Source organism: Enterococcus gallinarum NBRC 100675, assembly GCF_001544275.1.
Classification (GTDB): Bacteria; Bacillota; Bacilli; order Lactobacillales; family Enterococcaceae; genus Enterococcus_D; species Enterococcus_D gallinarum.
In genome coordinates this window covers 1-6,303 of the sequence record NZ_BCQE01000057.1, presented here as the reverse complement: position 1 = coordinate 6,303, position 6,303 = coordinate 1, and the positions used below count along the sequence as shown (strand labels likewise).

Here is a 6,303-nt window from a genome sequence, read left to right as displayed (position 1 = left end):
GGAAAAAGCTTGATAAAAACAATGATTGCTCAATAAAGCACATGGATATTCGAGTCGCTTAAACATCAATATAAAATAACTCAATCTGTTGAAAACGCTTGATTTAACTTATTTTTAAAAAACTGTGAAAAATATCACAGAAATTGTTTACAAACGAAAAGAGTTATTGTATGATGTGTATGTGAAGTAATTAACAAATAAATTGTTAACGAACTAGGAGGATTACAATGGCTAAGACATTGGAAAAAGAAGTGACGATCGATGTACAAGCAATGATCGATGATCTTGCAAAAAAAGCAAACGTGGCCTTAAAAGAAATGGAAAACTTTGATCAAGAGAAAGTAGACCATATCGTACACGAAATGGCTATGGCAGCCTTAGACAAACATATGCCACTTGCAAAAATGGCAGTTGAAGAAACGGGTCGCGGAATCTATGAAGATAAAGCAATCAAAAATATGTATGCTTCAGAATATATTTGGAATAGCATCAAACATGACAAAACAGTTGGTGTGATCAATGAAGACAAACAAAAAGGGTTGATCGAAATTGCTGAACCAGTCGGGGTTGTCTGTGGGGTAACTCCTACAACGAACCCAACGTCAACAACAATCTTTAAAGCAATGATCGCATTGAAGACTCGGAACCCAATCGTGTTTGCTTTCCATCCATCTGCTCAAAAATGTTCAGCAGAAGCAGCACGGATCGTTCGTGATGCAGCGATCGCAGCCGGTGCACCAGAAAACTGTGTGCAATGGATCGAACATCCATCAATCGAAGCAACAGGCTTATTGATGAATCACCCAGGAATCGCCATCGTATTAGCAACTGGTGGTGCAGGCATGGTCAAAGCTGCATACTCAACAGGAAAACCAGCCCTAGGTGTAGGTCCAGGTAACGTTCCTTCTTACATCGAAAAAACAGCAAAAATCAAACGCGCGGTCAACGATTTGATCGTTTCTAAAACATTTGATAACGGAATGATCTGTGCTTCTGAACAAGCAGTGATCGTTGATAAAGAAGTCTATGCAGCTGTTAAAGCAGAGTTTGAAGCCCATCAAGTATACGTGGTAAAACCAAAAGAATTGCAAAAACTTGAAGATGCAGTGATGAATGAAGGCAAATATGCTGTAAATCCAGCAATCGTTGGACATTCAGCAATGGAGATCGCAAAGTTAGCAGGTATCAAGGTGCCTGAAGGTACGAAACTATTGATTGCAGAACTAGATGGCGTGGGTGCAGATTACCCATTATCTCGCGAAAAACTTTCTCCAGTTCTAGCAATGATCAAAGCAAACAACACAGAAGATGCTTTCCAAAAATGTGAAGCTATGCTTGATTTAGGTGGATTAGGACATACAGCGGTTATCCACACAGAAAATGAAGACTTGCAATTGGCATTTGGCTTACGCATGAAAGCTTGCCGTATCTTGGTGAATACACCATCTGCTGAAGGTGGTATCGGTAATATCTACAATGAAATGATCCCTTCATTGACACTTGGTTGTGGTTCATACGGAAAGAACTCTGTTTCTCGTAATGTTTCTGCTGTGAACTTGATCAACGTTAAAACTGTAGCGAAACGGAGAAATAATATGCAATGGTTTAAATTACCGCCAAAAATCTTCTTTGAAAAGAACTCTCTATTATACTTAGAGAAAATGGAAAATGTTGAACGTGTCATGATCGTTTGTGACCCAGGAATGGTTCAATTCGGCTACTGCGATACCGTTCGCGAAGTTCTTGCTCGCCGCAAAAACGATGTGAAAATCGAAGTCTTCTCAGATGTAGAACCGAACCCATCAACAAATACCGTTTATGCTGGAACGAAGATGATGGTTGATTTCAAACCAGATACAGTAATCGCCCTTGGTGGTGGATCAGCAATGGATGCTGCGAAAGGCATGTGGATGTTCTATGAACACCCAGATACATCTTTCTTTGGCGCAAAACAAAAATTCTTGGACATCCGTAAACGGACATACAAGATCGACAAACCAGAAAAAACACAATTTGTATGTATCCCAACAACTTCTGGTACAGGTTCTGAAGTAACCCCATTTGCGGTTATCACAGATAGCGATACGCATGTGAAATACCCATTAGCAGACTACGCATTAACACCAGATGTAGCAATCGTTGACCCTCAATTCGTCATGTCAGTTCCTGCTTCTGTAACAGCAGATACAGGTATGGATGTATTGACCCATGCGATTGAATCTTATGTGTCGGTAATGGCATCTGATTACACTCGTGGATTGAGCTTACAAGCAATCAAGTTAGTCTTTGACTACTTAGAAAAATCAGTGAAAACACCGGATATGGAATCTCGCGAAAAAATGCATAACGCATCAACAATGGCAGGTATGGCCTTCGCCAATGCATTCCTAGGTATTTGTCACTCAGTTGCTCACAAAATTGGGGGAGAATATGGTATTCCTCACGGACGTACCAATGCGATTCTTTTACCACATATTATCCGGTACAATGCCAAAGATCCTCAAAAACATGCGATGTTCCCTAAATATGATTTCTTCCGTGCTGACACAGATTACGCAGACATTGCGAAATTCTTAGGTCTTAAAGGAGAAACAACTGCGGAATTAGTTGAAGCATTAGCAACTGCAGTTTACGAATTAGGTAAATCAGTTGGTATCGATATGAACTTGAAAGCACAAGGCGTGACTCAAGAAGTGTTGGATTCAACTGTAGATCGTATGGCTGAATTGGCTTACGAAGATCAATGTACAACTGCGAACCCTAAAGAACCATTGATTTCTGAATTGAAACAAATCATTGTGGATGCTTATAACGGCTAAGCAATGAATGCACCAATCCCCTCGGTATCTTAGCTGCCGAGGGGATATTTTTTGTAGTTGAGAGATACAATGAATTGAGTTAACTGTAGGGTGGTGCAGAAACTAGTAAATTTGACTATAAAAGAAGTGGTATGTGATATGTAATATATAGTAGAGAAAACAATTACTATTCAGCCCGTCTTTTTTTTAACATTATTCTCGAAGCTTTTCTTGACGAAGCAAAGGAAAAACATGACAATATTACTAGGAGGTGGTACCGATGGACACAGAGGCCTTAGTGTTAGATTTACTCGTTCAGCAAAAACAAATGGAAGCGTTACAAAACTATTTAATGAAAACATCAATGGTTGAAGATGAAGCAAGCCAAACGTTTCTTTTTGACTTAAAGGATTATGTCGATAGTTTATCTTTAGTGACTATTTACGAAACGGCACCAACGATAGAAGAACGTCAAGTGGAAGAGATGTCGGCTATTCTGGGAGATCAGTCTCAAACACTTCGAGAGTTGATCCAGCAACTAGAAGAACTTGAAGATGCTGGGAAGAAGGATTTCTATGGTCAACAAGATGGTGAGTTGCGCCGAACGATTGCTGGGTTAAAAGGTATCCTCGAGTTAAATGGATTACTTTTACAAGATAATCTTACGTTTCAGAGAAAGTGGAAGGACACCGATAGTACAGTGGTAGTCAAAGAAACAGCGTCCAAAAAAAATGGCTTTTTTCAACGTTTGTTTGGTAAAAACAAGTAGTTTCAGTTTTATTTTTCAGCAGTTTGATGTTTGAAAAGGAGAAAGATGGAAAATCATATACAATTGAAATCAATCACCGAAGAAAATCTTTCTGCTCTTTGGTCGATCAGTTATGGTCCTAAAGCAGACTTAGAGTGGAAAAAGTGGGATGGACCTTATTTTCAGGACCCTGTCCTAACATGGGAAGAATTCAAAAATGGATTTGGCAAAAATTGTTTGAATAATCCATTACGGAAGGCTATTTATTATCGAGGAAGGCTTGTAGGAATCGCCACTGCATATTGGGAAGATGGCAATCTGCATCAATGGCTTGAATTTGGTGTGGCAATCTATGATGTCACTTTATGGAATCATGGGATCGGTAGTCATGCGATGCGTTTGTGGATCACATTCTTATTTGAACAAGAACCACTCATCCAACGGATTGGATATACGACTTGGTCAGGCAATCAACGGATGATGAAGGTTGGGGAAAAACTGGGCATGACGAAAGAAGCACAAATCCGTAGAGTTCGTTATTGGGAAGGACACTATTATGACTCAGTAAAATACGGTGTGCTGCGAGAAGAATGGAACCAAAGAATGGGCAGGTAAGAAAAAAACTGCACTGTACCAATAAACGGGATTTTTTGTTCCGTCTGTTGGCACCGATAACAGATCTAACTGCTAAAACGGAAAAAATATCTATTTGTGGATCCAGCTAGGGGTATTCTTTGCTGGTCTTTTTTTATCCCCAATTGTTATTGATTGTCTTGCTCCACAATATCGAAAGACGAGGAAGCTAAGAAGCAGCTTTTTTTCAGCTGACCAATTTACAATTTTAGATGCAATGTTTTTTGAAAATCATGGGAGAGTAAGCGTAGATACACTGATTTTTGTTTGAAGCAAAGTTATAGCAGGTGCAGCTATTTTTTTTGCTACCATTATTCCTAGAAATACTTTGGTCTACAGATACAGTAGTTATTAATTTTTAGCAAATGAAATGGCGTGATTGGGGTGTGAAAAGTGCATAACGTTCGTGCTATATTTCACTAGTTAAGTTATAACTTTACTATTTTCCATTTTAGGATTACTATTATTAAAATGAGAATATGGTTAAAAAAAGAAGAGGTAATGATTAGCAAAAAAGGAGCTCAAAAATGAAACGAAAAATATTTAGCTATGTATCTTTATTTGTCTTATTAAATTCACCACTGGCTACCCCTGTAGTGACGGTACTAGCAGCGGAGGGAAACGACTCTATACAGTCTGACACCACCCAAGAAACTAGCAACGATTCAGTTGAGACTGTTACTGAATCTTCTACATCTGAAAGTGTTACTTCTGATTCAAAGGAATCAAGTTCTGAGAGTGAAGCATCAACAACTTCAACAGCATCAACAGTAGGTACAGAAGAATCATCGATTCCAGATACAAGTTCTGCCAAATCAAAGGAAAAATCAGCTAGAAGTTTGTTGCCGTCAAATGCTCAACAGTTCGCAAATTCGTTGCCTGATAATCAAGCCAATACTGAGGATGTTTCTAGTTGGTTACCAGATCCTACATTACAGTCAATAGTGGCGAAGGCATTAGGAATCGAAGTATCAGAAATCACTAAAGAAAAAATCAGTAAAATGCAGACAATCTATATTTATTCGACTGATTCAGCTCTTGCTGATTTGTCCGGTTTGGAGTATGCCACAAGCCTGTCTTCCTTTTATATGAATGGAACCAATCAGATTTCTGATTTTTCGGTATTAACTAAGATAGATAGTTTAGTCTATGCTTATTTAATGGGAGCGAATGTTACAGATGACAATGTTCCTGATTTTGGGGATAATCTTACTCGATTGAACCTTTCTTCTGCTAATGTCACAGATGCTGTCTATCCGAAGATACTTAAAATGAAGAATTTAGAATCACTTACTTTTGAGTCGAATATGAATATTACTACGATTGCGCCATTGGCTTCATTGCCGAATTTAAAAGAATTGCGTATTCAATTTTGTGGGGTCAGTGATTTCACCGTTATCAATAATTTTCCTGTCTTAGAAAATCTGGCGGCTTATGGGCAGAATACAGGAAGAAGTGATGGAGTGACTACGATATCTGCTAAGGAGCTAAATTATGATGCTGCAACGCAGTCGTTCTTTGTCCCATTTTCGATCATGCCCAATCGACTGACAAATTTTGATGGCTATGTCCCACCTTTCACGACGTCCAATAGTCCTAGTCAAACGTACTTTGATTTGAATGGGGTTCAGGTTCCTTCTTCTCAACTAGCTATTACTGATCAAGGGATCACTGTTTCTGATATAACCCCAGAAGAGTTTGAAGGCATCCAAACGATGGAATACAATTCTCGTTTGAATAATCCAGCAGGGACATACGCACAACCCGCTGGGTATAGTTTTTATGCGATTTCCTCCGGTACTTATTTGCATCAATTTGCAATCAATCATCAAGAAGTAGCTGCAGATGTGACGGTGAAATACGTGGATACAGATGGAAATGAGATCCACGCATCACAAGTCATTACAGGAAATGTTGGGGATGACTACGACGCTACAACAGATGTATACAAACTAACGATCAGTGGTTATACATTAGACACAAAACAGTTGCCAAATAATGGCACTGGGGTAATGAGTGATCAAGCGCAAACAGTGACGTATGTGTATACCAAAGATCCTGTGAAAGCGGCGGATGTGACGGTGAAATACGTGGATACAGATGGAAATGAGATCCACGCATCAC

Annotated in this window: 4 protein-coding genes; all 4 read left to right on the top strand. The window is 39.1% G+C overall.

The features are described from left to right. Window positions 1–227 precede the first annotated feature (227 nt). On the top strand, window positions 228–2,819 hold the full coding sequence (gene adhE / locus EG2_RS17825; RefSeq protein WP_060815662.1) for a bifunctional acetaldehyde-CoA/alcohol dehydrogenase: 2,592 nt from the start codon (window positions 228–230) through the stop codon (window positions 2,817–2,819). A 259-nt stretch (window positions 2,820–3,078) separates the two neighbouring features. Further along, on the top strand, window positions 3,079–3,567 hold the full coding sequence (locus tag EG2_RS17820) for a hypothetical protein (protein ID WP_060815660.1): 489 nt from the start codon (window positions 3,079–3,081) through the stop codon (window positions 3,565–3,567). 45 nt (window positions 3,568–3,612) lie between these two features. Then, complete coding sequence (locus EG2_RS17815; RefSeq protein ID WP_060815658.1) at window positions 3,613–4,161, top strand: GNAT family N-acetyltransferase; 549 nt, start codon at window positions 3,613–3,615, stop codon at window positions 4,159–4,161. Window positions 4,162–4,706: 545 nt separating this feature from the next. Then, window positions 4,707–6,303, top strand: a 1,597-nt coding sequence (locus EG2_RS17810; protein WP_255210095.1) for a MucBP domain-containing protein, incomplete at its 3' end; no start/stop codon positions are given.

Coding starts and splice junctions, on each gene's coding strand:
- adhE (WP_060815662.1), top strand. CDS start 228: ATGGCTAAGACATTGGAAAAAGAAGTGACGATCGATGTACAAGCAATG.
- EG2_RS17820 (WP_060815660.1), top strand. CDS start 3,079: ATGGACACAGAGGCCTTAGTGTTAGATTTACTCGTTCAGCAAAAACAA.
- EG2_RS17815 (WP_060815658.1), top strand. CDS start 3,613: ATGGAAAATCATATACAATTGAAATCAATCACCGAAGAAAATCTTTCT.